This window comes from Comamonas kerstersii, assembly GCF_008801935.1.
Lineage (GTDB): Bacteria > Pseudomonadota > Gammaproteobacteria > Burkholderiales > Burkholderiaceae_C > Comamonas > Comamonas kerstersii.
Window position 1 is genome coordinate 28641 of sequence record NZ_VZOT01000008.1, and the last position, 25401, is coordinate 54041.

General features: G+C 58.0%; 25 protein-coding genes and 1 pseudogene. 19 read left to right on the forward strand and 7 right to left on the reverse strand.

Annotation, left to right across the window (positions count from 1 at the left end; genetic code table 11):
* The first annotated feature begins 65 nt into the window (after nt 1-65).
* From F7P80_RS11715 to F7P80_RS11795, 17 genes and pseudogenes are all read left to right on the forward strand, one after another.
* Nucleotides 66-1604 (forward strand): acyl-CoA carboxylase subunit beta, encoded by a 1539-nt coding sequence (locus F7P80_RS11715; RefSeq protein WP_054067060.1) that lies wholly within the window; start codon nt 66-68, stop codon nt 1602-1604.
* Between the two features lie 165 nt (nt 1605-1769).
* The gene (gene accC / locus F7P80_RS11720) at nt 1770-3824 is read left to right on the forward strand and encodes an acetyl-CoA carboxylase biotin carboxylase subunit (RefSeq protein ID WP_151044917.1); all 2055 of its coding nucleotides are present in this window, start codon (nt 1770-1772) and stop codon (nt 3822-3824) included.
* 210 nt (nt 3825-4034) lie between these two features.
* The gene (locus tag F7P80_RS11725) at nt 4035-4505 is read left to right on the forward strand and encodes a VOC family protein (protein WP_054067062.1); all 471 of its coding nucleotides are present in this window, start codon (nt 4035-4037) and stop codon (nt 4503-4505) included.
* An 84-nt stretch (nt 4506-4589) separates the two neighbouring features.
* Nucleotides 4590-5483 carry an alpha/beta hydrolase gene (locus F7P80_RS11730; protein WP_151044919.1) on the forward strand — a complete coding sequence of 298 codons (894 nt, stop codon included), beginning with the start codon at nt 4590-4592 and terminating at the stop codon, nt 5481-5483.
* Between the two features lie 139 nt (nt 5484-5622).
* A complete protein-coding gene (locus F7P80_RS11735) occupies nt 5623-6813 on the forward strand; it encodes an ABC transporter substrate-binding protein (RefSeq protein WP_151044921.1) in 1191 nt (396 codons plus the stop codon).
* A 21-nt stretch (nt 6814-6834) separates the two neighbouring features.
* The gene (locus F7P80_RS11740) at nt 6835-7173 is read left to right on the forward strand and encodes a tRNA-binding protein (RefSeq protein ID WP_151044923.1); all 339 of its coding nucleotides are present in this window, start codon (nt 6835-6837) and stop codon (nt 7171-7173) included.
* A gap of 12 nt (nt 7174-7185) precedes the next feature.
* Nucleotides 7186-8106: a branched-chain amino acid ABC transporter permease gene (locus tag F7P80_RS11745; protein WP_151044925.1), complete on the forward strand. Its 921-nt coding sequence runs from the start codon at nt 7186-7188 to the stop codon at nt 8104-8106.
* 69 nt (nt 8107-8175) lie between these two features.
* On the forward strand, nt 8176-9168 hold the full coding sequence (locus F7P80_RS11750) for a branched-chain amino acid ABC transporter permease (RefSeq protein WP_151044927.1): 993 nt from the start codon (nt 8176-8178) through the stop codon (nt 9166-9168).
* Complete coding sequence (locus F7P80_RS11755; protein WP_151044929.1) at nt 9165-9941, forward strand: ABC transporter ATP-binding protein; 777 nt, start codon at nt 9165-9167, stop codon at nt 9939-9941. The genes F7P80_RS11750 and F7P80_RS11755 overlap by 4 nt, the downstream gene beginning before the upstream one ends.
* Nucleotides 9938-10630 (forward strand): ABC transporter ATP-binding protein, encoded by a 693-nt coding sequence (locus F7P80_RS11760; RefSeq protein WP_151044931.1) that lies wholly within the window; start codon nt 9938-9940, stop codon nt 10628-10630. The genes F7P80_RS11755 and F7P80_RS11760 overlap by 4 nt, the downstream gene beginning before the upstream one ends.
* Nucleotides 10623-12266, forward strand: coding sequence for a DUF262 domain-containing protein (locus F7P80_RS11765; RefSeq protein WP_151044933.1), 1644 nt, complete (start codon nt 10623-10625; stop codon nt 12264-12266). Before F7P80_RS11760 ends, F7P80_RS11765 begins: the two co-directional genes overlap by 8 nt.
* A 7-nt stretch (nt 12267-12273) precedes the next feature.
* Entirely contained in the window at nt 12274-12978 is a 705-nt protein-coding gene (locus F7P80_RS11770) for an SDR family oxidoreductase (RefSeq protein WP_151044935.1), read from the forward strand.
* A gap of 47 nt (nt 12979-13025) precedes the next feature.
* Nucleotides 13026-13778, forward strand: a complete 753-nt coding sequence (locus F7P80_RS11775; protein ID WP_054067074.1) for an IclR family transcriptional regulator — start codon at nt 13026-13028, stop codon at nt 13776-13778.
* A gap of 160 nt (nt 13779-13938) precedes the next feature.
* On the forward strand, nt 13939-14919 hold the full coding sequence (locus F7P80_RS11780) for a Bug family tripartite tricarboxylate transporter substrate binding protein (protein ID WP_151044937.1): 981 nt from the start codon (nt 13939-13941) through the stop codon (nt 14917-14919).
* Nucleotides 14920-14932: 13 nt separating this feature from the next.
* The gene (locus F7P80_RS11785; protein WP_151044939.1) at nt 14933-15958 is read left to right on the forward strand and encodes an amidohydrolase family protein; all 1026 of its coding nucleotides are present in this window, start codon (nt 14933-14935) and stop codon (nt 15956-15958) included.
* Nucleotides 15959-15973: 15 nt separating this feature from the next.
* Nucleotides 15974-16612 (forward strand): RraA family protein, encoded by a 639-nt coding sequence (locus F7P80_RS11790; protein WP_077345119.1) that lies wholly within the window; start codon nt 15974-15976, stop codon nt 16610-16612.
* A gap of 88 nt (nt 16613-16700) precedes the next feature.
* Nucleotides 16701-16865, forward strand: a pseudogene (locus F7P80_RS11795) (SDR family oxidoreductase); the annotation flags it as partial.
* Between the two features lie 217 nt (nt 16866-17082).
* On the opposite strand, the gene F7P80_RS11800 reads toward F7P80_RS11795, so the two are convergent.
* Nucleotides 17083-18549: an amino acid permease gene (locus F7P80_RS11800; protein ID WP_077345120.1), complete on the reverse strand. Its 1467-nt coding sequence runs from the start codon at nt 18547-18549 to the stop codon at nt 17083-17085.
* Between the two features lie 453 nt (nt 18550-19002).
* Between F7P80_RS11800 and F7P80_RS11805 the strand changes: the two genes are divergently transcribed.
* Entirely contained in the window at nt 19003-19467 is a 465-nt protein-coding gene (locus tag F7P80_RS11805) for a fimbrial protein (RefSeq protein WP_170265376.1), read from the forward strand.
* Between the two features lie 173 nt (nt 19468-19640).
* Nucleotides 19641-20390, forward strand: a complete 750-nt coding sequence (locus F7P80_RS11810) for a hypothetical protein (protein ID WP_249041453.1) — start codon at nt 19641-19643, stop codon at nt 20388-20390.
* 40 nt (nt 20391-20430) lie between these two features.
* Here F7P80_RS11810 and F7P80_RS11815 read toward each other — a convergent pair whose 3' ends face one another.
* From F7P80_RS11815 to F7P80_RS11840, 6 genes are all read right to left on the reverse strand, one after another.
* Complete coding sequence (locus F7P80_RS11815) at nt 20431-21492, reverse strand: NAD(P)/FAD-dependent oxidoreductase (RefSeq protein ID WP_151044943.1); 1062 nt, start codon at nt 21490-21492, stop codon at nt 20431-20433.
* 73 nt (nt 21493-21565) lie between these two features.
* Nucleotides 21566-21895 (reverse strand): ferredoxin FdxA, encoded by a 330-nt coding sequence (gene fdxA, locus F7P80_RS11820; protein WP_151044945.1) that lies wholly within the window; start codon nt 21893-21895, stop codon nt 21566-21568.
* Nucleotides 21896-22011: 116 nt separating this feature from the next.
* Nucleotides 22012-23385, reverse strand: a complete 1374-nt coding sequence (locus tag F7P80_RS11825) for a sulfate adenylyltransferase subunit 1 (RefSeq protein ID WP_151044947.1) — start codon at nt 23383-23385, stop codon at nt 22012-22014.
* The gene (gene cysD, locus F7P80_RS11830) at nt 23385-24317 is read right to left on the reverse strand and encodes a sulfate adenylyltransferase subunit CysD (RefSeq protein WP_054067080.1); all 933 of its coding nucleotides are present in this window, start codon (nt 24315-24317) and stop codon (nt 23385-23387) included. Before cysD ends, F7P80_RS11825 begins: the two co-directional genes overlap by 1 nt.
* A gap of 64 nt (nt 24318-24381) precedes the next feature.
* A complete protein-coding gene (locus F7P80_RS11835; RefSeq protein ID WP_058880404.1) occupies nt 24382-25005 on the reverse strand; it encodes a phosphoadenosine phosphosulfate reductase domain-containing protein in 624 nt (207 codons plus the stop codon).
* Nucleotides 25002-25385, reverse strand: a complete 384-nt coding sequence (locus F7P80_RS11840) for a DUF934 domain-containing protein (RefSeq protein ID WP_054067105.1) — start codon at nt 25383-25385, stop codon at nt 25002-25004. Before F7P80_RS11840 ends, F7P80_RS11835 begins: the two co-directional genes overlap by 4 nt.
* Nucleotides 25386-25401 lie beyond the last annotated feature (16 nt).

A 25401-nucleotide genomic window follows, 5' to 3' on the forward strand; every position in this document is an offset into this window, starting at 1 on the left:
CTCAATCGACATTACATGAATAAGAAAACCGCCATCTTTATCTGAAGAGGATCTGAGGAAGACATATGGAATCGAACAACATCCTGGCCCAGCTCGAAGCGAAAAGAGAAATGGCCCGCCTGGGCGGCGGACAGAAAAGAATCGACGCCCAGCACCGCAAGGGCAAGCTCACAGCCCGTGAGCGCATCGAGCTGCTGCTGGACGACGGCACTTTTGAAGAATGGGACATGTTCGTCGAGCACCGCTGCACCGACTTTGGCATGGAGAACACCAAGATCCCCGGTGACGGCGTAGTGACGGGCTACGGCATGATCAACGGCCGCCTGGTGTTTGTCTTCAGCCAGGACTTCACCGTGTTCGGCGGGGCGCTGTCAGAAACCCATGCCGAGAAGATCTGCAAGATCATGGACCAGGCCATGAAGGTGGGCGCTCCGGTCATTGGGCTGAACGACTCCGGCGGTGCACGCATTCAGGAGGGCGTAGCGTCCTTGGGTGGTTATGCCGATGTCTTCCAGAAAAACGTGCTGGCTTCAGGCGTGATTCCGCAGATTTCCATGATCATGGGCCCTTGCGCTGGTGGGGCGGTGTACTCGCCCGCCATGACGGACTTTATCTTCATGGTCAAGGACAGCAGCTATATGTTTGTGACCGGCCCTGAAGTGGTGAAAACCGTCACGCACGAAGAAGTCACGGCCGAAGAGCTGGGCGGTGCCATCACCCACACCACCAAGAGCGGCGTAGCCGATCTGGCTTTCGACAACGATGTAGAGGCGCTGATGATGCTGCGCCGCCTGTACAACTACCTGCCGCTGAATAACAAAGAAAAAGCCCCGGTGCGTGCGACGACAGACCCGGCCGACCGTGCCGACATGTCGCTCAACACCCTGGTGCCCAGCAACCCCAACCAGCCCTATGACATGAAGGAGCTCATCCTCAAGACCGTGGATGACGGCGACTTCTTCGAGCTGCAGCCTGACTACGCCAAGAACATCTCGATTGGCTTTGCCCGCATGCGCGGCCAGACCGTAGGCATTGTGGCCAACCAGCCGCTGGTGCTGGCAGGCTGTCTGGACATCAAGTCCAGCATCAAGGCCGCGCGTTTTGTGCGCTTTTGTGATGCGTTCAACATCCCCGTCATCACCTTTGTGGACGTACCCGGCTTCATGCCTGGCACATCGCAGGAATACGGCGGCATCATCAAGCACGGTGCCAAGCTGCTCTATGCGTATGCGGAATGCACCGTGCCCAAGATCACCGTCATCACCCGCAAGGCCTACGGTGGCGCGTATGACGTGATGGCTTCCAAGCACCTGCGCGGCGATGTGAATCTGGCCTGGCCCCATGCCGAAATTGCCGTGATGGGCGCCAAGGGCGCCGTGGAAATCATCTTCCGCGAAGACAAGCACGACCCCGAAAAGCTCGCTGCCCGCGAGGCCGAATACAAGGCCCGCTTTGCCAACCCCTTTGTGGCTGGGGCTCGTGGCTTTATTGACGATGTGATTCAGCCGCACGAAACGCGCAAGCGCATCTGCCGTTCGTTGGAGATGTTGAAAAACAAGCAGTTAGAGAATCCATGGCGCAAGCACGGCAACATCCCTCTGTAAGGGGCGGCGGTGATACAGCCCCCCGATGCTTTGTTGCATGGGCTTGCCGTAGCGCTGCTACTGCCTGCGCCCATGCGCCGCGCCTCGGTCGCTTCGCTGGGCTGTCTCACCACCTCCATGGATAAACCTGCTGCTTAAAGCAAGTACAAGAAAGAGACAAAGATCATGTTTACAAAAATCCTGATCGCCAACCGTGGCGAGATCGCATGCAGAGTCATCGCCACCGCCAAGAAAATGGGCATCCAGACCGTTGCGGTCTACTCCGAAGCGGATAAGGAAGCCCGTCACGTCAAGCTGGCCGATGAAGCCGTGCACATTGGCCCAGCGCCCAGCCGTGAGTCCTATCTGCAGGCCGACCGCATCATTGCCGCCTGCAAGCAGACCGGCGCACAGGCCGTGCACCCCGGCTATGGTTTTTTGAGTGAGAACGAAGCCTTTGCCCGCCGTCTGGAGGAAGAGGGCATTGTCTTTATCGGCCCCAAGCATGCAGCCATTGCCGCCATGGGCGACAAGATTGCATCCAAGAAGCTGGCCAACGAAGCCGGTGTGAACACCATTCCCGGCTACAACGACCCCATCGCTGGTCCTGAGCAGGCCGTGGAAATTGCCAAAGGCATTGGCTACCCCGTGATGATCAAGGCCTCGGCTGGCGGCGGCGGCAAGGGTCTGCGCGTAGCCTTTGACGACAAGGAAGCCTTCGATGGCTTTGCCTCCTGCCAGAACGAGGCGCGCAACAGCTTTGGTGATGACCGCATCTTTATCGAAAAGTTTGTGGAGCAGCCGCGCCACATTGAAATTCAGGTGCTGGGCGATGCGCACGGCAACGTCATCTACCTGAACGAGCGCGAATGCTCCATCCAGCGCCGCCACCAGAAAGTGATTGAAGAAGCGCCTTCGCCTTTCATCAGCGATGCCACGCGCAAAGCCATGGGCGAGCAGGCGGTGGCACTGGCCAAGGCCGTGGGCTACCAGTCCGCAGGCACAGTGGAGTTTGTGGTGGGCAAAAACCAGGACTTCTACTTCCTGGAGATGAACACCCGCCTGCAGGTAGAGCACCCTGTCACCGAATGCATCACCGGGCTGGACCTGGTGGAGCAGATGATCCGCATCGCCGCCGGTGAAAAACTCGCCATCCGCCAGGAAGACGTCAAGCGCGATGGCTGGGCCATGGAGTGCCGCATCAATGCCGAAGACCCATTCCGCAACTTCCTGCCATCGACGGGCCGCCTGGTGCGCTTTAACCCTCCGGAGCAGACCATGTGGCAGGCCGACACCGAACACCTGCACGGCGTGCGCGTAGACACGGGCGTGTACGAAGGGGGCGAGATCCCCATGTACTACGACTCGATGATTGCCAAGCTCATCGTCCACGGCAAAGACCGCAACGATGCGATTGCCAAGATGCGTGAGGCGCTCAACGGCTTTGTGATTCGCGGCATCAGCTCCAACATCCCGTTCCAGGCCGCGCTGCTGGCCCACCCCAAATTCCAGACGGGTGACTTCAACACCGGTTTTATTGCCGAGCACTATGTCCACGGCTTTAACGCCAGTGATGTGCCGCACAGCGACCCGGATTTCCTCGTTGCGCTGGCCGCCCACATGAACCGCCGCTACCGCGCACGTGCGGCCACCATCAGCGGGCAGATGAACGGGCATGAGGTGGTCGTGTCTGCGGACTACACCGTCATCGTCCTGGGTGCAGAAGGCCAGAACCAGCACCACAGCGTCACAGTGTCTGACTTTGAGTTTGACAGCCGCAAGAGCACGGTCACGCTCAACGCCAGCGGCAAGCGCTATGAGTTCCAGAGCTTCAGCGCCATGCGTGAAGTGCGACTGCAGGGACTTTGCAATGGTCAACCCTTTACCGTGCAGGTAGAGCGCGGCACGCCCAAGAATCCGCTGGCATTGCGCATCACCCACAACGGCACGCAGATTGATGCGCTGGTGCTCTCACCCAAGGGGGCCAAGTTCCATGAACTGATGCCCTACAAGGCGCCGCCAGACATGTCCCGGTTCCTGCTCTCGCCCATGCCAGGCTTGCTGGTGGATGTGGCCGTGAAGGAAGGCCAGAAGGTGCAGGCGGGTGAGAAGCTCGCCGTCATCGAAGCCATGAAGATGGAAAACATCCTCTTCGCCAGCCAGGACGGCGTGGTGCGCAAGATCAGCGCAGGCAAGGGAGCTTCATTGGCAGTCGATGATGTGATTCTGGAATTTGAATGATCGGGGCGGTGTTGCTACAAGCCTTCAGACTTTGTTGCAAAGCTTTGCCGTAGCGCTGCTACTGTCTGCAGCTTTGCGTCGCGTCTGAACCGCCAAGCTTTGCTTGGCTGGCTTGTAGCACCACCTCGAAACGAAGAATGACTATAAAAATCATGCTCCAGCGCAATACCAGTAAGCGCTGACAGCTATGAAAACGATAAGGAGACAGCCATGAACATCACCGCACGCCCCTTCAAGGTCCTGGGCATCCAGCAAGTTGCCATTGGTGGCACCGACAAACAGCGCATGAAAAAGCTCTGGGTGGACATGCTGGGCCTGGAGCAAACCGGCACTTTCCAGTCTGAGCGTGAAAACGTGGATGAAGACATCCTCGCCATGGGCAAGGGTGCGATGAAGGTGGAAGTGGACATCATGCAGCCGCTGGACATCGACAAAAAACCCGCCGTTCACACCACACCGCTCAACCACATTGGCCTGTGGATTGACGATCTGCCCAAGGCCGTAGAGTGGCTTACCGCCCAGGGCGTGCGCTTTGCGCCCGGCGGCATCCGCAAGGGGGCGGCAGGTTACGACATCTGCTTTCTGCACCCCAAAAGCAATGACGAGTTTCCCATCGCAGGCGAGGGCGTGCTGATTGAGCTGGTGCAGGCCCCCCCCGAGGTGATTGCCGCGCTGGGCTGAGGTGGCGCAGCCTATTCAGCGTTTATTCAGCCTGCAGGCGATTTTGTTTCTTATGCTGCTGCGCAACCACCGGAGACCAACGCCATGCCAGGCAGCAATGCGCAAGCCTATTACGACCGCCAGTACAACGCCCGCGCCAGTGTGCAGGATGCGGCAGCCCTGATTGCCCGCTACACCCAGGAAAGCCAGGCTGCTTCGCAACTTCGAGCTATTAAAAACGTAGCTTATAGCGCACGCAGTACCGACGTTCTGGATATATATCTACCCCAAAGCACGCAACAGCAAGCGCAAGGCGCTCCTGTTTTTATATTTATCCACGGTGGCTACTGGCGGGCCCTGAGCAAGAACGATTCGGCCTTCATGGCCCCCGCGCTCACGCAGGCTGGGGCCATGGTGGTCGTGCCTGAGTACGATCTGGCCCCGGCGGTGACGCTGGACCACATCGTCGATCAGATGCGCCAGATGTTTGCCTGGGTGGTGCGCAACATCGCCATCTACGGTGGTGATGCTCGCAATATCTGCGTCTGCGGCAGCTCCGCAGGCGGTCATCTGGTCGGCATGCTGCTGGCCAAGGGCTGGCAGGAAGACTACGACTTGCCCGCCAGCGCAACGCCCGCCTCGGCCTTCCCCCTGAGTGGCCTGTTTGACCTGCAGCCGCTGCTGCACACCCACATCAACGGCTGGATGCAGATGGACGACGCTGCCGCCCTGCGCAACAGCCCACGCTTTCTGCTGCCAGACGCAAGCACCCATAGCCAGTGCCAGCTGCGCGTAGCCGTGGGGGAGTTTGAAAGCCGAGAATTTCACCGCCAGTCGCGCGAATATCTGGCGGCCTGGAATGCCCGCCTGCTGCCGGGGCAGTGGGTGGAAGCCCCCGCCACCAACCATTTTGATTTGCCGCTGCAGCTGGCCGACCCGAAGTCCATCGTGCACCAGACGACACTGCAACTCATGGGTTTGTCAACGCCTGCCCCTTGATGCAACTGTTGTGATTGCACCAATGGCCCCATGCCCGCGCTCCTCAAAAACGGCTGCGCTGTGTAGGCTTGCGGCGATTGATCGCCGTTGCTGCGCCGCAGCATTCATTCCACGATTCTGATATTTGAGACAAAGAGACATGAGCACCATCCACCGCCTGGCCCTGCGCGCCACCGCTGTCGCCGCCTTTGCCGCATCGCTGACCACTGCCGCCTGGGCGCAAGACCCCATCAAGGTGGGCGTGGCGCTCGATATCTCCGGCCCATTTGCGGGACCTGGTGCGGAAATCCGTGATGGCCTGAATCTGGCCGCCAAGCTGCTGGACAACAAGCTGGGCGGTATGCCTGTGGAATTGATTCAGGCTGACATGGCGGGCAACCCTGAAACCGCGCGCCAGCTGGTGGACCGCTTTGTCAAGCGCGACAAGGTGGACTTTTTCACCGGCCCCGTGGGCTCCAACGTGGTGCTGGCCGTGGGCCCCACCTTGTTTAACGCCAAGGTACCGTTCCTCTCGGCCAACCCCGGCCCCAGCCAGCTGGCGGGCAAGCAGTGCAACCCGTACTTCTTTGGCACCAGCTACCAGAACGACGCCATGCACGAAGCCGCGGGCAAACACGCTGCGGACAAGGGCTACAAGAAAGTCGTCGTGCTCGCGCCCAACTACCCCGCAGGCAAGGACGCGGTCAACGGCTTCAAGCGCGCCTATGCCCAGCCTGTGCAGGACGAGGTCTACACCAAGGTCGGCCAGTTGGACTTTGCCGCCGAACTGGCCCAGCTGCGCGCCGCCAAGCCCGATGCGGTCTACATCTTCCAGCCCGGTGGCATGGGCATCAACTTCATCAAGCAGTTCATGGGCGCGGGCCTGAACAAGGACATGGTGCTGATCTCCTCGCCCTTCACGGCCGATCAGGACATCATCGCCGCCGTGGGCGAGCCCATGGTCGGCATCTACAACGCCTCCAGCTATGCACACGATCTGGACAACGCCGCCAACAAGCAGTTTGTGGCCGAGTTCCAGAAAGCCTATGGCCGCCTGCCCACGCTGTACGCCGCTTTTGCCTATGACGTGGTCATGAACCTGGACGCCGCCGTGAAGGCTGTGGGCGGCAAGCTCGACGACAAGGCCGCCGTCGCGCAAGCCATCAAGACCGCCAAGTTTGACTCCGTGCGCGGCAACGTCAGCTACGGCAACAACCAGTTCCTCACCCAGGACTACTACCTGCGCCAGGTGGTCAAGACCGCAGACGGCCAGATCACCAACCAGCTGCAGCCCGGCAAGATCTACACCGCCCACCAAGATAGTTTTTCGGCCCAATGTGGCATGAAATAAGCGCTAGCCGCTATCAAAAATATGGAAACCATTACCTGGGATGACTTTGCCCGCTTGGAATTGCGCGTGGGCCGCATTGTGGCTGCCGAAGTCTTTGCGCAGGCGCGCAAACCGGCGTACCTGCTGCAGGTGGACTTTGGGCCGGAACTTGGCATCAAAAAATCCAGCGCGCAGATCACCCACCACTACACGCCCGAGGGCCTGATCGGCAAGCAGGTCGTGGCCGTGGTGAATTTCCCCAAAAAGCAGATTGGCCCCGTCATGTCGGAATGCCTGGTCACAGGTTTTCCGGACGAAAACGGCCACGTCGTGCTCTGTGTACCAGACCAGAACGTGCCGCTGGGCGCGAAGTTGTATTAAGGCGGTCGCAGGATGGATCTGGTTTTCTTGCTGGAGCAAACCCTCAACGGTTTGGGCTACGGCCTGATGCTGTTCTTGCTGGCCGCGGGCCTCACGCTGGTGTTCGGCATCATGGACACGCTCAATCTCGCCCACGGCGCGCTGTTTATGGCGGGGGGCTATGTCTCGGCCAGCGTGCATACGCACAGCGGCTCTTTCTTGCTGGCGATTGCGGTGGGCATTGCCGTCACGGTGGCCCTGGCTGCGGTGCTGGAAGCCGTGCTGATTCGCAGGCTCTACGCGCGTGACCACCTGAGCCAGGTGCTCGCCACCTTTGGCGTCATCTTGATTGCGGACGATGTGGTCAAAGCCATCTGGGGGCCTTCGCCCATCATGGCGTCCACCCCGGCGGCGCTCTCGGGGCCGGTTCAGCTGTTCGGCTTTCTGCCATATCCCAGCTACCGCCTGCTGATTCTGGCCGCAGGCCTGGCCGCCGCGCTGGCGCTGTACCTGCTGGTCAGCCACACCAAGCTCGGCATGTGGGTGCGCGCGGGCGCGTCCAACCGCCAGATGGCGCAGTGGATGGGCATTCGCGTGAACCGCGTGTTTGCCATCGTCTTTGCCATGGGGGCGGCGCTGGCGGCTTTGGCGGGGGCGCTCATGGCCCCCATCAGCGCCGTGCAGGTGGGCATGGGGGAACACATCTTGATTCCCGCGCTGGTGGTCATTGTGATTGGCGGCATTGGCTCGGTGCGCGGCGCACTCATTGCCAGTCTGCTCGTGGGCCTTGTTGATACCGCAGGCCGTGCCTTGCTGCCGCCGCTGCTGCGCGAGGTGCTCTCGCCCACGCTGGCGGCGGACATTGGCCCCGCCGTGGCCAGCATTGCCATGTATGTGCTCATGGCCGGTGTGCTGGTGTTCAAACCCTCGGGCCTGTTCCCGGCGCGTGGTTAAAAGGGCGGTTTTCTTGTGATGCATTCAAACCCTGTCAATACATACAGCGCTGCGCAGAACCCGCCGCCGATGGCATCCACCGCCCATGCGCGCTGGGTCAGCCACAGTGTGCTGGCTGCGCTGGTGATCGTGCTTGGCGCCTTTCCGTGGGTCGCACCCGCGCTGGGGCTGGATTACTACGTGGACTTTGTGCGCCGCATCCTCATCGTGAGTATTGCGGCGCTGAGTCTGAACTTTCTCATCGGCCGCGCAGGCCTGGTCGCCTTGGGCCATGCCGGTTTTGTGGGCGTGGGGGCCTATGCCGTGGTCGCCATGGTGGAGGGTGGCTACAGCAACGCCTGGCTCATCTGGCTGGTCGCGGCCGTGGCGGGCTTTGTGGTGTCGGGCCTGATCGGGCTGGTGGCCGTGCGCACCAGGGGCGTGTACTTCATCATGATTACGCTGGCCTTTGCGCAGATGCTGTACTACCTGGCCGTGTCGCTGCGCTTCTGGGGTGGGGATGATGGCTACACCATGTACAGCCCCCTGCAACTGTGGGATGGCGTGGATGCGCAAGGAAATGGGCTGTTCAGCCTTGTTCTGCTTGCCTTTGCATCACTCTTTTTGGTGCTTTCGCGCATCGAGCGCTCCTACTTTGGCCGCGCGCTGGAAGGCATTCGTGACAACGAAACGCGCATGCAGGCCATGGGCTACCCCACGGTGCGCCTGAAATTGCTGGCTTTTTCGCTGGCAGGCAGCATTGCCGCCTTGTCTGGCGCGCTGCTGGCGACGCAAAACGGGTTTGTCAGCCCCAGCCTGATGCAGTGGAACCAGTCGGCCCTGCTGATTGTGATGGTGCTCATCGGCGGCATCGGCCTGCGCTGGGGCGCGCCGCTGGGCGTGGCCGTGTGGCTGGTGCTGGAAGAACTGCTCAAGCAGCACACGGACTACTGGCACGCCCCCATGGGCCTGCTGCTGGTGGCCGTGGTGTTTCTGGCACCCAGGGGCTTGGCGGCATTCTTTGCCAAAAAAGACAGCGCAGCTAAAAAGCAGAGCGCCCAGCACAGTAAGGACGCCGCATGAGCCTGCTTTCCATTGAAAACCTCGTCAAACGCTTTGGCGCCCTCACGGCGACCGACCATGTCTCGCTGCAGGTGGAGCAGGGCGAAATCCACGCCCTGATTGGCCCCAACGGCGCGGGAAAATCCACGCTGGTGCATCTGATCTCGGGCTTGTTGCCTGCCGATGGTGGCTCTTTGAAGCTGGACGGCCAAGAACTCATCCACCTCGCCCCCCACCAGCGCGTGGCGGCGGGGCTGTCGCGCTGCTTTCAGATCACCAGCATCTTTGGTCAACTCACCGTGGCCGAAAACCTGCTGCTGGCCGTGCAGGCCCACCACAGCAACAGCTTTCGCTGGTTCAAAGTGCGGGACAAAGATGCGGAGCTAAAGGCCAAAGCATGGGAGCTGGCGCACCGTGTGCAACTGGAAAGCCAGTGGAACACCGTGGCCGGCACCTTGCCCCACGGCGCGCAGCGCAAGCTCGATGTCGCCTTGGCCATTGCAGCTACGCCGAAACTCCTGCTGCTGGACGAGCCCATGGCAGGCATGGGGCCAGCGGAATCCGAAGAAATGGTGGAGCTGATCCAGCAGCTGCGCAAAGACATGGCGATTTTGCTCATCGAGCACGATATGGACGCCGTGTTCCAACTGGCCGACCGCATCACCGTGCTGGTCTATGGCAAGGTGTTTGCGCAGGGCACGAGCGAACAAATCCAGCACGACCCGCGCGTGCAGGCCGTGTATCTGGGGCAGGAAGATGAACTGGAAGAACAAGCAGAAGAGGGTGCGGCATGAGCGGTTCCACGACACCATTGCTCGAAGTGCGCAACATCGAAGCAGGCTATGGCGCCAGCCAAGTGCTGTTTGGCGTCAGCCTGACGATTGAACCGCACCAGGTCGTCAGCCTCATGGGCCGCAATGGCATGGGCAAATCCACCACCATCAAATGCATTACCGGCGCCTTGCCTGTGCGCAAGGGGCAGATTTTCTTTGAAGGCAAAGAAATCACCAATCTGCCTGCCGATGAAATTGCCCGCCGTGGCATTGCACTGGTGCCCGAAGGGCGCATGTGTTTTCCCAATCTCACGGTGAAAGAACACCTGATCGCCTTTGCACGCAAGCCGGATCGGTCACAGGACACGGCCTGGGATTTGCAGCGTATCTATGAACTGTTTCCACGCCTGAAGGAACGTGAGCACCATATGGGCAACCAGCTTTCGGGCGGTGAACAGCAGATGCTGGCGATTGGGCGGGCTTTATCGACCAATCCAAAGTTATTGATTTTGGATGAAGCAACGGAGGGGTTGGCGCCGGTGGTGAGGGAGGAGATTTGGAAGTGTTTATATCGGTTACATCTCAAAAATCAATCAATTCTGATTGTTGATAAATATATCGATAAAATTCAAGAAATATCTCAAAATTATTTCATTTTGGAAAAAGGTTTAATTAAGACAAATAAAATATTAGGAGAATTTTATGAATAATTTGCAAGGCAGTATTGAGGTCGTAGGGAAAATTTTTTCTACGGACTTATTTTTTAACATACCAGATTATCAAAGACCATTTGCTTGGGAAGATTCAAATTTCCAAGATCTAATAGATGATTTAATTAGTGCACAATCAGAAAAAAACTATTTTTTAGGCACCATTGTTCTTCATAAGAAAAATGAGAGAAATAGTTATGATGTTGTCGATGGTCAACAGCGATTAACATCGCTATTAATTTTGTTTGCATGTTTAAGAGATCTTATAGCAGACCCTCTTTTTAAGAAAAATCTGCATGGTAAAATTCTTCAAGAAGAAAACCGTGTAGATGGTATTCCGGAGATGCCCAGAGTATCTGTAAAAGATCGGCAGATATTTAGAGAAATTGTTTTGGAAAACGGTGGAACACTTCAGAAGTTTAAGTCCAACGATTTTTCTGAGTCACAAAAAAGATACATACAAGCGATAAAAATATTTAAGTCATCAATAGATAAATATACACAAGAGCAACTTCAGAAATTCGTGCAATTTATAAACCAGCATTGCACCATTATTTATCTTTCTGCATCAACATTTAATGATGCATTTAAGTTGTTTACCATAGTTAATGATAGAGGTCGACAACTAAGAAGAATTGATATTCTTAAGGCTCAGAATATATCACCTGAAGCCGTCCCAATTGAAATGACTCGAGATAGACTTTCAAAGCAATGGGAGTCAATGGAGAATGACATTGGCGAAAAAGAATTTGAATCAATTCTTTACTCTATGAGGATGATTTTACTCAAGGAAAAGCCTCAAGAAGATCTGTTACAAGAATTTGAAAATAGGATTTTCAAAAAGGACATCCTTCAAAGAGGAGAAAAGTTTATTGATGAAGTAAAAATATATTCAGATATATATAGGCAGATATTTATCGATAAGGATTATTTGCCAAAAACTGACCCCAATCATTTGAAATATAAGGCAATGATCCATATTATGGACTCGGAGTTTGAGGCATCTGAATGGCGCTCTTGCCTTATGTTTTTTGCCAAAAAGTTCTCTGGTGAAAATTTTTATGATTTCATGTTGTTAATTGAAAAAGTATACTTACAACAATGGGTCGATGGTGTGCGAAAGGATGAGCGATTTGGAGTATATGCAAAAATACTAAAGTCCATAGAATCTGAAACCTCAGCATCAAATGTCATTAAAAATATAAAATTTGACAAAAACTCAATTATCAATGCAGGGAAGAGCAAAAATTTATATGGGAATAGATTTTGTAGGTATTTTTTATTAAGACTTGAAGTAATTTCTTGTGAAAATGATATTTACAAAGAAATAAATGCGAAGTCAATTGAACATATTTTTCCTCAGAAACCTGATCCCTCTTCGCAGTGGAGTCATGATCCAAATATCAGTGAACACAAAGAAGTTGTTAATACTTTAGGCAATTTGGTTTTGCTTAGTAAATCTAAAAATTCTTCAGCAAGCAATCATGATTTTTCTATCAAAAAAGAAAAATATCTAAAAGATAGAATGAGTGACTATCCTAGAAGTTTACAGGTTACGCTTGAAGAAAATTGGACAATTCAAAAGATAAAAGATTTGACCGAGAAATTATCTTTAAAATTAGTTGAAAATCCTTAATTTTTTTATGAAAAATTACAAAACCGCCATCATCATCGCCGCCGGCTCCGGCATGGGCGCAGCCACTGCCCGCAAACTCGCCGCTGACGGCTACCACGTGGGCTTGCTGTCTTCTTCCGGCAAAGCCGAAGCACTGGCCCAGGAGTTGGGCGGCATAGGAGTAACAGGAACCAACCAAAACCAAGCCGATATCCAAAAGCTGGTCGACTTGGTGATGGAACGTTGGGGCCGTGTCGATGTGCTGGTCAATTCCGCTGGCAAGGGGCCGCGTGCGCCGGTGCTGGAGTTGACGGATGCCGACTGGCACGCAGGCATCGACGCCTATTTCCTGAACATCGTGCGCGCGGCGCGCTGTGTGACGCCGATCATGGTGAAGCAAGGGGGAGGCGCGATTGTCAATATCTCCACGGCCTGGGCGTTTGAACCGGTGGATTTGTTCCCGACGTCTGCCGTGGCGCGTGCGGGCCTCGCCAGCTTTACCAAGCTGTTTGTCGATGAATACGCCAGGCACGGCGTGCGCATGAACAATGTGCTGCCCGGCTGGATCAACAGCCTGCCCGAAAAAGACGAGCGCCGCGCGGCCGTGCCCATGCAGCGCTATGGCACGGTGGAAGAGATTGCGGCAACGATTGCTTTCCTTGCCAGCGAAGGCGGGGCATACATCAACGGCCAGAACATTCGCGTGGATGGCGGGCTGATGCGCTCGGTGTAATCGCTTGCAGTTTTTAGCTTCATCTTTCTATAGCGGCAGACATCGCCATGCCTGAGTCCGAGCGTTCTGAACTGCCTGCAGCGTCGGACTCGCATGTCGTGGCGGTGTCCCGCGCTTTGCGTGTGCTCAATGCTTTCTATGGCGACGAAAGCTTTGTGTCCTTGGCAGAGCTGGCACGCCGAACGGGCATGCACAAGCCTACGGTGCTGCGTCTGGCGCGTACCCTGGAGCATGCCCGTTACTTGGTTCGGCGCGAGGATGGTGCCTGGCGCTTAGGCCCCAGTGCGGGTTTGCTGGGCGCACGCTACCAAGCGCAGTTTGATGTGAACACCATCGTTGAACCGTACTTGGTGGAGTTGTCGCAAATGAGTGGTGAGAGTGCCTCGCTCTACGTCTACGAAAACAACGCCCGCAGCTGCTTGCTGCGCTACGAAGGTCCCAGAGCACTTCCCCAGCACGTGCGCTCGGGCGAAGTGCTGCCGCTGGACCGTGGCTCAGCGGGGCGGGTGATTTTGGCAGCGCTGGGGGAGCCCGGTGCCATCTACGACGAGATTCGCCGCCAAGGCTACAGCGTGACGCGTGGTGAGCGCAGCGCTACCTCGGCCAGTGTCGCGGTGGTGGTGTATGGGACACGGCGATCGGTGCTGGGGTCGGTGTCGGTGGCGGGGCCGGCCGACCGCTTGAGCGATGCCCAGCTGCACAGCTACGCCCCGGCCGTGATGCAGGCAGCAGCACAGATTTCGTGGAAGCTGGGTGGCGTGAGTGCCTCTGCGCTGCGTTCGACCTGGCACCCCAACTGAGTGCTGCGGCCTCTTAGCGCTGGTTGCTTGCGCCGCGTTCGTTGTAAGCCTTGCTGGTATCCAACAGCGTTACGCCTAACGTAACGCTGTGTACCTAAGTTGGTGCGCTTACTACCATGCGTTTGCTCCCAACACAGGAGCGCACCATAAGGAGACAAATATGTTGAGCAAACGCACTCTTCTCAAAGCAACGGTGGTCGCATGCGCTGCATGGGGCGTGGCAGGCGGTGCCTGGGCGCAAAGTGATGGGTTCCCCAGCAAAAGCTTGCGTCTGGTGGTTCCTTTTGCCGCGGGCGGTCCGGCCGATGTGGTGGCACGAGAGTTTGCCCAAGACTTGGGTAAAGATCTGGGCCAAACCGTGGTGGTGGAAAACATGGGCGGCGGGGCTGGGGTGCCTGCGATCAATGCCGTATCGCGTGCACCGGCAGATGGCTATACCTTGCTGTTTGCTGCCTCGGGCAATGTCGTGATTCAGCCCTTGCTGACCAAGAACCGTGTGGACATTCTGACCCAACTCAGCCCTGTGGGCATGGTCACTACCAGCCCCCACGTACTGGTTACAACGGGCAAGTTGCCTGCCAAAAACGCCAAGGAGCTGATTGAATACGCCCGCGCCAATCCGGGCAGTTTGAACATGGCATCGGCCGGTGTGGGCGGTTTGGCCCATTTGGCTGCTGAGCTATTTATGAAAGAAGCTGGAATTCAGGGGCAGCACTTGGCGTACAAGGGATCGTCGCAGGCCATGACGGACTTGGCCTCGGGCCAGGTGCAAGCCATGTTCAGTAGCCTGCCTTCCATGAAGGGCATGGTCGACAAGGGCTTGATCAACGTGGTGGGTGTGACGGCTGAGTCCAAGTCGCCCACTTACCAGAACTACCCGTTGATCAAAGAAGCCTTGCAGGGGTTTGAGTACGTCACCTGGTACGGTATCTATGGCCCAGCAGGTTTGCCGCAGAACGTGGTGAGCAAACTCAGCCAAGCGTTGCAAAAACTGGGCAGCGATGCCCAGTTTGAAGAACGCCTGCGTGACCAAGGTGTGGATTTACATGTAACCACTGCAGAGGTTCTGGCCGATCGCACCCGCAAAGAAACAGCCCAGTGGGACAAAGTGATCAAAGAAGCGGGCATTCATTTGAACTGAGCAGGCACGTTCCATGATCATCGATTGCCACGGGCATTACACAACCTCACCCGCTGCATTGGCGGAATTTCGCAAACTCCAAAAAGCGCAGTTGCACACGGACCTGCGACCTGTCTTTGACGGTGCCCAGGCCATCAGTGACGAACAGATCCGGGAAAGTCTGGAGAAAAATCAGCTGGCCACACAACGCGCACGGGGCATTGATGTGACGCTGTTCTCGCCAACCGCAGGCGCGATGGAGCACCACGTAGGCGATGTGCAAACCAGCATCAATTGGACGCGGGCGTGCAACGATTTGATTCGCCGCGTTTGCAGCTTGTACCCCAAGGAGTTTGTGGGGGTGTGCCAGCTGCCACAGTCGCCGGGGGCAGATTTGTCCTATGCAGTCGATGAACTGGTGCGCTGTGTGCAGGAGCTGGGTTTTGTGGGCTGCAACCTCAACCCAGACCCTTCAGACGGGTATTGGACAGGCCCGCCGCTGACCGATCGCTACTGGTACCCGCTGTATGAAAAACTGGTGGAGCTGGATGTCCCCGCCATGGTGCACGTAAGCTGCTCATGCAATCCCAACTTTCACCACACAGGGGCGCACTATCTGAATGCGGACACCACGGCGTTCATGCAGTTCATTCAGGGGAATCTGTTCGTGGATTTTCCGACGCTGCGCTTTGTGATTCCGCACGGCGGCGGTGCGGTGCCTTACCACTGGGGACGTTACCGGGGCTTGGCCCAGCAATTGGGACGGCCACCGGTAGAGCAGTTGCTGAACAACGTGTTTTTTGACACCTGTGTCTACCACCAGCCGGGTATTGACCTGCTGCTCAGCGTCATACCGGAAGACAACATCTTGTTTGCCTCTGAAACACACGGTGCCGTCAAAGGTGTTGATCCCATGACGGGTTTTCACTACGACCACACCAAACGCTACGTGCAGTCGTCCACGGTGGTGCACGACGCGGTACGGGCCAAGCTCTTCGAGCACAACGCGCGCAAGGTCTATCCACGGCTGGATGCCTTGCTGTGTGCACAAAACCGTTAATTTCAGGAAATGGCTATGACATATTCCCAATTGCTAGAACTCTCAAGCACCTTGCTGGCCGATGTGGGCGCCTGCACCATGCACAGTCGCATACGCAGCCTCACCCCCGGCAAGCAACTGGTAGGCAAAGTGCTGACGGTGCGTGTGGCCCCAGGCGACAACTTGGCCATTCATGCCGCCTTGGCCCGTGCCCAGCGGGGAGATGTGCTGGTGGTAGACGGCGGCGGTTATACCGAGCGAGCCTTGATGGGCGGCATCATGATGACCCAAGCCAAAGCCACGGGGCTTGCAGGGGTAGTAATTGATGGTGCCATGCGCGATGTACAGGAGCTCCAAGCCTTGGGGTTGCCTGCCTTTGCCGTGGCTGTGCATCCGGCTGGGCCTTTTAAAGAGGGGCCTGGCAGTTTGTATGGTGCGATCCAATGCGGCGGTGTCGAGGTCCACCACGGCGATTGGGTGCTGGGCGATGACGATGGTGTGGTTGTTATGACCGAGGCAGCGTTGGCATCTTTGGTCGCAGCTGCAGCCGCGAAAAAGCAGCGCGAGCAAGACCGTATGGATGCTATTGACCGTGGCGATTTGAAGCCCAGCTGGTTGGATGCTGCTCTGGAAACGGCAGATATTGAGATAGTAAAAAAACCTAGGATGTATTGAGATTTGTGTGCGAGCACGAAGCCCTGTGCTGTCTTGACAATCTAGGCGTGCAGCGCGGTGAAGATGTTCATCCGCACAAAGAATGCACAACAGCCTGCCCGAAAAAGATGAGCGCCGCGCGGCCGTGCCCATGCAGCGCTATGGCACGGTGGAAGAGATTGCGGCAACGATTGCTTTCCTTGCCAGCGAAGGCGGGGCGTATATCAACGGCCAGAACATTCGCGTGGATGGCGGGCTGATGCGTTCGGTGTAAGCCATTTCAGGCCATTTCGGGCCGTCCAAGAGCAGGTGCTCTCATAGAAAGAGCTGCCAGTGCTGGTGTTTATTGGGTTTCAGGAAGTTTTTTGGCTGAAACCCAGTCATTCCAAGCGCTGACAGCTCTTTTTTTCGGAGTGCAACAATAACAAAGCCCCAGCAAGTGGGGCTTGGAAGGGCAAGGCCGCGCGGGGGTGGCCTGTGGCGCATGCAGCTTAGTGAGTGCCGCTGATGTCCATGTCCTTGAGCTTCACAAAGCGCGAGCCCTTGGCCAGCTTGTAGCCCCACCAGATGATCAGGAACAGCGGAATGCCGATATAGGTGGCAATGGCGCCAGTCCAGTCAATGGTGTCGGCCAGGAAGGCTTCGTAGTTCTGGCCCAGGGTAATGATCAGGCACAGCGCAAAGGCAAACACGGGGCCGATGGGGAACAGCGCAGCGCGGTAGGGGAGCTTGTTGGTGTCAAAGCCCTGCACGATGCAGGCGCGGCGGAAGCGGTAGTGGCTGATGGCAATGCCCAGCCAGGCGATAAAGCCGCACATGCCAGACAGGTTCAGCAGCCAGATGTACACGGCCTCAGGGCTGAATACATTGGTCAGAAAGCACAGGGCCGCAATCACCGTGGTGGCCAGCAGGGCCAGAATGGGCACGCCATTGCTGTTCACATAGGCAAAGATCTTGGGGGCCATGCCTTGCTTGGCCAGCGCATACAGCATGCGGGTAGAGGCGTACATGCCGGAGTTGCCGGCAGACAGCACCGAGGTCAGCACCACGGCATTCATGACAGCGGCCGCACCCAGCAGACCGGCGCGCTCAAACACCAGGGTAAAGGGGCTGACGCTGATGTCGCCCAGGTCGTTGCGCAACAGCTTGGGGTCGGTATAGGGAATGAGCAGGCCAATGATGAGGATGGCGAACACATAGAACAGCAGAATGCGCCAGAACACCTTGCGCACGGCGCGGGGCACGTTCTTGGCGGGGTTTTCTGACTCACCAGCGGCAATGCCGATCAGCTCTGTGCCCTGGAAGGAAAAGCCCACAATCATGGCCACGCCAATGAGGGCTGCAAAGCCACCAGCAAAGGGGGCGTCGCCCGTCGTGAAGTTGGCAATATTGCCCCAGATGCCATCAGGTGCGCCGCCGGTCATGATGCCGAACACCATGAGCAGGCCAATGCCGATGAAGACCAGCACGGTCACGACCTTGATGGCCGCAAACCAGAATTCCGACTCGCCAAAGCCCCGCGCGCTCAGCGCGTTCAGGCCAAACATCAGCGCCAGGAAGATGGCACTCCATAGCAGGCCGTTGACCTCAGGGAACCAGTAGGCCATGACCAGCTGGGCGGCCACCAGGTCCACGGCAATGGTGACGGCCCAGTTGTACCAGTAGTTCCAGCCCAGCGCGAAGCCAAAGCCTTCGTCCACATACTTGGCACCATAGGTGGCAAACGAACCTGAGACGGGCAGGTGCGAGGCCATCTCGCCCAGGCTGGTCATCAGGAAGTACACCATCAGACCGATGACGCAGTAAGCCAGCAGGGCGCCGCCGGGGCCAGCCTGCGAAATGGTGGCACCGGAGGCCACAAAAAGACCTGTACCGATGGAGCCGCCAATGGCGATCATGGACATGTGCCGAGCTTTGAGGCTGCGGCGCAAAGAAGACGCGGTGGAGTCTGCGGACATAAACGAGCGGTTGGGAATCCAGTTCAAAGGTCCGCACAGCCTGCAGGACTGTACGGACCATGCCAAATGCACCGCCAACAAAAAAGCCGCTGTCTCAGCGGCCCTCTAGTGTGGAAGTGCTTGCAGCGGATTCTGGGCGATGGCGGACGTCTTGTCTGGCGATGTCGTTAATGCCCCTACAGTGAGTTTAGAGATCCTAACGGGTGGGGTGGGGGCAGCTGCGCTGCTGAGCGTACAGACCCTGCGCTCTGCGGCACACAGGCCCGGCAGCGCTGACCAGTACATACGAGCGTTTGTCTGACGCATGGAAGCGGTGGCTGCAAGCAGCCAATGGCAGTCCATCCATTTATGGTGCTTGAATCACACCCCGATGGTAATAAACAAGCTTATGAAGAATAAAAAAAATATATGGTGGTATCGGCACTGATGGCCGTATCTTTTCATACTTGCGCCATGGCAGAAGGTGGCACGATTACTTATACAGGGATGATTACCAGTCAGACCTGTACCATTAATGATGGCAGTCCTGATTTTTCCGTGAAATTGCCCACCATCGCTGTGGAAACCCTGATGAAAAGCGGCGAAACCTCAGGGCGCACGCCATTTCGCATCCGTCTGAGCAACTGTGACGAAGATCTGGAAGGGGTGGGCGTCTTCTTTGAGCCTGGCGCCAATACCTCACATAAGAACAATCGCCTGATCAATCTGGGAACTGCACAGAATGTGGAACTGCAGATTCTCAATGATGATTTGGCGCCGGTAAAACTCAATGAAGGCGTAGATGCGCAGGACGTAAAGTTTGTCCCTGTGAAAAACCGCGGTGCGGTTTTGACATATTTCACACAATATTATGCGGAGGGTACGCCAGATGCGGGCAGTGTGGAAAGTAATACGCAATATACGGTGATCTACCCCTGATGATGGGCTGCGCATGAAACTGACATACAGATTTTTAGCATTATTTGCGTAATAGCCCAAAAAATCGGGGCTGCATGCAGTCCTCTGAGAAAAGTCAAAAAGCGCGCGCGTTGCCGACAATCTATGACAGTTCGCCGCATGCCACCGCAGATGCCTTTGCTATGCTGCAGCACATGGTTTTGTCTACATCCTGCAAGCCACGCTGGCCACTTCCGTTTTGTGCGGCAGTGGCCGCGCTATTTCTGGCAGGCTGTGCTTCGTCGGTGCAGGCCCCGCACGGGCAGGTCAAGGGCGAGCGCTTTTCCATGCAGGAAATGCTGCAGTCCGATAACAGCCGCCTTGCCACGCTGGCCATGCAGGAGAACCTGAACAGCCTGTGGCTGCTGGCAGAAAAGCTCTACCGCCGCAACCCGCGAGAATGGCGCAAGACGGCGGCCTCACAGGAAGCTGCGGTGGCCTATGTGCGGCTGGCGGTGCTGGAGCAGCAGGGCTGGCACGACCTGGAGGGCTTGCACGATGTGCAGGCGCTCAACGTTGCGCTAAGCCCGGACTTTGCCGGAGACCGCGTGGGCGCATTGATTTACGCGCTGGGCAATACGCTGGTGACGGCCCATGGGGGCAAGACCCGCTTTACGCTGGTGGACCGCATTCACCCCCAGCGTGTCTACAACGCGGCGCGCAATGTAGAAATTGCCAACTGGGTGCTCAATACGCGCAGGGGGCCGGGTGGGGAGTTTCTGCTGCTGTCCAACCACATGGGCGCGGCAGACCGCAACCTGAGCTTTGAGCGCGAGATGGGCAAGATCATCGCGCGGCTGGATCTGGTGGCCAGCATGGGCACGGAGCAGGTGCGGCGCTCGGCCATCAGCTTTACGCAAAGCTTGGTGGTAGGGCCTATCCTGCCGTTTCTGCCTGTGCGTTGACCTGTATGTGCGTGACCTTGCGTTCGAGGCCGCCTGCTTGTCAGGGGTGAGCGACACCCAGCCGCTCATGCAGCTTGGTGCTGGTGGTGGTGTATTGCAGCAGCACAGGCTCACCCGTCAGATATTCCACAATGGAAAACGCCGCCAGCGTGGCTTCATGGAAGGCGCACAGCAGCAGTTTGCGTTTGCCGGGGTAGGTGTTGATGTCGCCCACGGCATAGATGCCGGGTGCTTCGGTCACAAAAGTGCCGGTATGCACGGGTAGCTGTTTTTTCACCAGCTCCAGACCCCAGTCCGCCACGGGGCCGAGCTTGGGCGAAATGCCCTGGTAGGCCAGCCACTGCTGCACGGGCAGGGTCTGCGTGCTGCCATCGGGCAGGCTGACTTCCACGCTTTGCAGCTGCGTGCCTGTCGCCTGCAGCGCAACAGGCTGGGCAGCCAGCACCTGAATGCGGCCAGCGTCCTGCAGGGCCTGCAGCTGATCGAGCAGTGGCTGCGGGGCGGTGAACACGGCGCGGCGGTGCATCAGGGTCACGCTGGCGGGTTGGTAGGCCAGTGCATCGATGGCAGCCTGCACGGCCAGCTCATCACCACCGTGCACCAGTACCTGCTGGCCTTGCAGTGACAGGCGGCCAAGATCGGCCGGGTGGTAGTGCACGCTGTGGCCGACCAGGGCTTCAATGCCTTCGACCTTGATGGTCTTGGGCACAAAGGAGCCTACGCCTGCCGCAATCACCACGGCCTTGGCCAGCAACTGTGTGCCTGCGGTAGTGCCCAGCAGCCAGCGGCCATCGTCCTGCTGCTGCAGCGTCTGGACCTGTTGGCCCAGATGCAGCGTGGGGGCAAATGGGGCGATCTGCTCACGCAGGCGCTCTACCAGTTCGGCACCGGTGCAGGTCTTGATGCCGGGCAGGTCATAAATGGGCTTGTGCGGATACAGCTCGGCACACTGGCCGCCCAGATGGGGCAAGGCGTCAATCAGATGGACATGCAGGCCCTGCAGCCCGAGCTGGAACACCTGAAACATGCCCGCTGCCCCTGCGCCTATGACGGCGACGTCGGTTGCAATGGCGGCACAAGGGTTCAGGTGTTCGGTGGTCATAGGCGTATCCGGCAATTAAAAAGCCCCATTGCTGGGGCTGTTCAGATCGAAAGTGTCAGATCGAAACGGGGGCTTAACGCTCCAGCAGTTCGAGCTTACCTGCCTTTCCGTTCCATTCGTCGGCATCAGGCAGGGAAGCCTTACGCTTGGTAATGCTCTTCCAGCCCTTGGCCACAGCCAGTTCGGCGTTCAGCTTGATGAAGGCTAGCTGATCGGCAGGAACGTCTTCTTCTGCAAAGATGGCGTTGGCTGGGCACTCGGGAATGCAGACTGCGCAGTCAATGCACTCATCGGGGTCAATCACGAGGAAGTTTGGGCCTTCGCGGAAGCAGTCCACGGGGCAAACGTCCACGCAGTCGGTGTATTTGCACTTGATGCAGTTTTCGGTGACGACGTGTGTCATGAGGGATTCTTCTTATGCAGTGGAGTTCAGGTGTAACCCGCAATTCTAGGTTTTTTCTGCCGCCGTGCCATGACGGGCGGCAGATTTATACGTGCAGCGCTCTGGTTTGTCGCAGATCAGCGAACCAGTACGGCTGCGGCGGTGGCGTTGCTGGCAGTGTCCACCAGGATCAAAGACCCCAATGCACGTGCATGTGCAAAGCTGGCTGAGGGAATCGCCTCCTGCAGCAGCAGCTCCACCACGCCAATGGCGTTGGGCTCCAGCTGCGTGGCAGCTTCTTCTTGCAGGGTGTTGATATTCAGACGGTGCACCACACGCTGCGCCTTGGCCTTGACCCAGCGGTGGCCATGCAGCGCCCAGTACACGCGACCGGGCACGAGTGGCTCATTGTCCATCCAGGCAATGGTGGCAGTCAGATTGCGGCTGGCAGGCCAGGCGGGCTGGGCAGCGGGGGTGTCAAAGTCATCGTCTGCCACTTCGGCCTGCACGGGCGCAGCCACGATCCAGTCACCGCGCGAGACATCCACTTCGCGGTCCAGCGTGATGCCTGCGGACAGGCCCGCAACGACCTCCTTGGGTGCACGCGCATGGTCAATGACCTTGGCAATGGTGGCCAGCTGGCCGCTGGGCAGAATCTGCACCTGCGCGCCCACCTGGGCCTGGCCTGCGGCCACGCGGCCCCAGAACACACGGCGGCCTTCGGTGGTGATGGCGCTGTCGTGGAACTTTTCCACCCACTGCACAGGCAAAGCCAGCGGCAGATCGGTGTCTGCAGGGGTGTTTGGCAGCTGCTCCAGCAGTTGCAAAAGGCTCGGGCCTTCATAGCCTGCCCATCCGGCCTCGCGGTTGACCACGTTGTAGCCCTTGAGCGCCGAGACAGGGATGGTGGCGGTCACAGCGATGCCAGCCTCTTGCGCAAAGCGCTGCAGTGCGCCTTGGATGTTGGCAAAGGCCTGCGCAGGGTCAGCCACGGCATCGAGCTTGTTCACCGCAAACACCAGCGAATGCACGCGAAGCAGGTGCACCAGCAGGCTGTGGCGGCGGGTTTGCGGCAGCAGGGCGAGCTGCGGGTTTTGCCACTCCAGCTTGGTGGCATCCACCAGCACCACGGCAGCGTCGGCGCTGGAAGCAGCTGTCACCATATTGCGGGTGTACTGCTCATGGCCGGGCGCATCGCCAATGATGAACTTGCGCGCATCGGTGTTGAAGTAGCGGTAGGCCACGTCAATGGTGATGCCTTGCTCGCGCTCGGCAGACAGGCCATCGGTCAGCATGGCCAGATCGGTTTCGCCCGACTTGGTCACGCCCGCCAGCTGGTCTTGCAGCACGGCGCGGGTGTCTACCAGCAGGCGGCCAATCAGTGTGGATTTGCCATCGTCCACAGAACCGCAGGTGATAAAGCGCAGGGCAGAGGCATGGTCAGAATATGGCTCAAATTGGCCTGTAGCGCTTGCTGTTCCTGCGCTGGCAGCTATGGTTTGTGTAGTCATCAGAAATACCCGTCTTTCTTGCGCTTTTCCATGGAGGCCTCGCTGGTCTTGTCGTCCATGCGGGTGGCGCCTCGCTCGCTCACTTCAGCAGCCAGCGTTTCGATCACGATGTCTGCCGCAGTGGCGGCCTTGCTCTCGACCGGGCAGGTGCAGGTGATGTCACCCAGGGTGCGGAAGCGCACATCGCGCACGACCACTGCTTCGCCGTCTTTGGGTGGGGTGAGTTCGGTCACAGGCACCAGCAGGCCTTTGCGCTCCACCACGTTGCGCTTGTGGCTGTAGTAGAGGCTGGGCAGGGCGATGTTCTCGCGCTCGATGTACTGCCACACGTCCAGCTCCGTCCAGTTGCTGATGGGGAACACGCGGAAGTGCTCACCGGGTGCAATGCGGGTGTTGAACAGCGTCCACAGCTCGGGGCGCTGGGCCTTGGGCTGCCACTGGCCAAAGCTGTCGCGGTGGCTGAAGATGCGTTCCTTGGCGCGGGCCTTTTCCTCATCGCGGCGTGCGCCGCCAATCAGTGCGTCAAAGCGGAATTCCTCAATGGCTTCCAGCAGCGTGACCGACTGGTGCGCATTGCGGGGCTCATCGGGGTGGGCCAGGCGCACCGTGCCACGGGCCATGGAGTCTTCCACGCTGCGCACGATCAGCTCCGCGCCCAGCTCCTTGGCGCGAAAGTCGCGGAATGCGGTGACTTCTGGAAAGTTATGGCCCGTGTCGATCATCAGCAGCGGATAGGGCAGGCGGCCACGGCCAAAAGCTTTTTCCGCACAGCGCAGCATGACCAGCGAATCCTTGCCGCCCGAAAACAGCAGGGCGGGGCGTTCAAAGGCGGCTGCCACTTCGCGCAGGATGAAGATGGTTTCTTCTTCCAGCGCATCCAGGTGGCGGTTGCTGAGCTGGCTCAGCACTTGGTTTTCCACACGGGCGTTCATAAATACACTTTCCAACAAAATTGGCCGTTAGCGCTTGTCTGGCAAGCGCTCGTAGCTCACTTTTTTAATGCGCAAGGTGCAAACCGCATTCGCGCTGCTCTTCGCCCTTGGTCGGATCGACGTAGTCGAAGTTATTGGGCAGGCCGTGCTTTTCGCAGTATTCGTACAAGTCCTTGGACGACCAGTGCAGCAGCGGTGCGACCTTGATGAGGCCATCCGGGTTGATGCTCACGGGCTCCATCTGCGCACGCACGGCGCTGTCCGTGGCACGCAGGGCGGTGAACCAGACTTCAGGCTGGGTCTCGCGCAGTGCGCGGGCAAAAGGCTCGAGCTTCACTTCTTCGGTGAAAGCCGCGTGGCGTGGGTCATCCAGCGCTGGTGTCGGGCCTTCCACGGCCTCGCGGTGGGCACGTGAGCGCAGCGGCAGGTAGATCTTGAGGTTCAGGCCCAGCTGCTGGGTGACGGCGTCGGCAAACTGGTAGGTGGCCGGCGTGTTGTAGCCGTTGTCCATCCAGATCACGGGCACATCGGGCTGTACCTGGCTGACCATGTGCAGGATCACGGCCTCAAACGGGCGAAAGTTGGTCGTGACAATGGCGCGCTTGTTCAGACCCAGTGCCCAGCGCACCAGACCTTCTGCATCGTGGCCGAGTGCGGCATTGACTTTGGCAAGGTCGAGCTGGCTCATGCCGCCTCCACAAAATGGGGCTTGGGGTTGACGGCGTCGGCCTGATAGAAGCCGCTGAAGCGCTCAAACTGGCGCTGTGCATCAGCCTGGTCTACGCCTTCGCGCAGCACGGCGGTGCTAAAGCCTGTGCGGTACATCTGCACCAGCTGGTCAATCAGCACATCGCCCGTGGCGCGGATGTCACCTGCAAACTTGCGGCGGCGGCGCAGCAGGTAGGCCTGTGTGAAGGCGCGGCCATCGGTAAAGGCGGGAAAGTGCAGGTCAATCTGTGTGACGCCGTCCAGATTCACATCCAGCACATTCACGTCATTGGCAAGCACCAGGATGCCGTTGCCGCTCTCGGCGGGACTCTGGTAGTCGGTATGGGCCAAGATTTTCATCATTCAATCCTTGTTC